The organism is Stenotrophomonas sp. GbtcB23, from assembly GCF_019091045.1.
Classification (GTDB): Bacteria; Pseudomonadota; Gammaproteobacteria; order Xanthomonadales; family Xanthomonadaceae; genus Stenotrophomonas; species Stenotrophomonas rhizophila_A.
Genome location: NZ_JAGXKC010000802.1, coordinates 1 through 228 on the forward strand (window position 1 = coordinate 1; position 228 = coordinate 228).

Below are 228 nucleotides of genomic sequence, written 5' to 3' on the forward strand. Positions count from 1 at the left end.
GCCGATGGGAGCGGGGTCGCCAGGATGATCGAGGCGAACCCCGGTGCGCCGGAACTGGTGGACCAGTTCAAAGGCGAGGGGACCGGCGGCGGCGGTCTTCTGGGCAGCCTGATGTCGAGCTTCGGCGGCGGCGCCATGGCGCACGGCCAGCAGCTGATGAGCCAGGGTCTCGGCATGGGCGAGAACGGCGCGCTCGCCAAGGAGACGATGGCGGTCGCCCGCGAACAT

1 protein-coding gene is annotated in these 228 nt (G+C 70.6%); it reads left to right on the forward strand.

What is annotated here, in order from left to right; translation table 11 throughout:
* Nucleotides 1-24: 24 nt before the first annotated feature.
* Nucleotides 25-228, forward strand: a 204-nt coding sequence (locus KVS69_RS20985) for a hypothetical protein (protein WP_217540293.1), incomplete at its 3' end; no start/stop codon positions are given.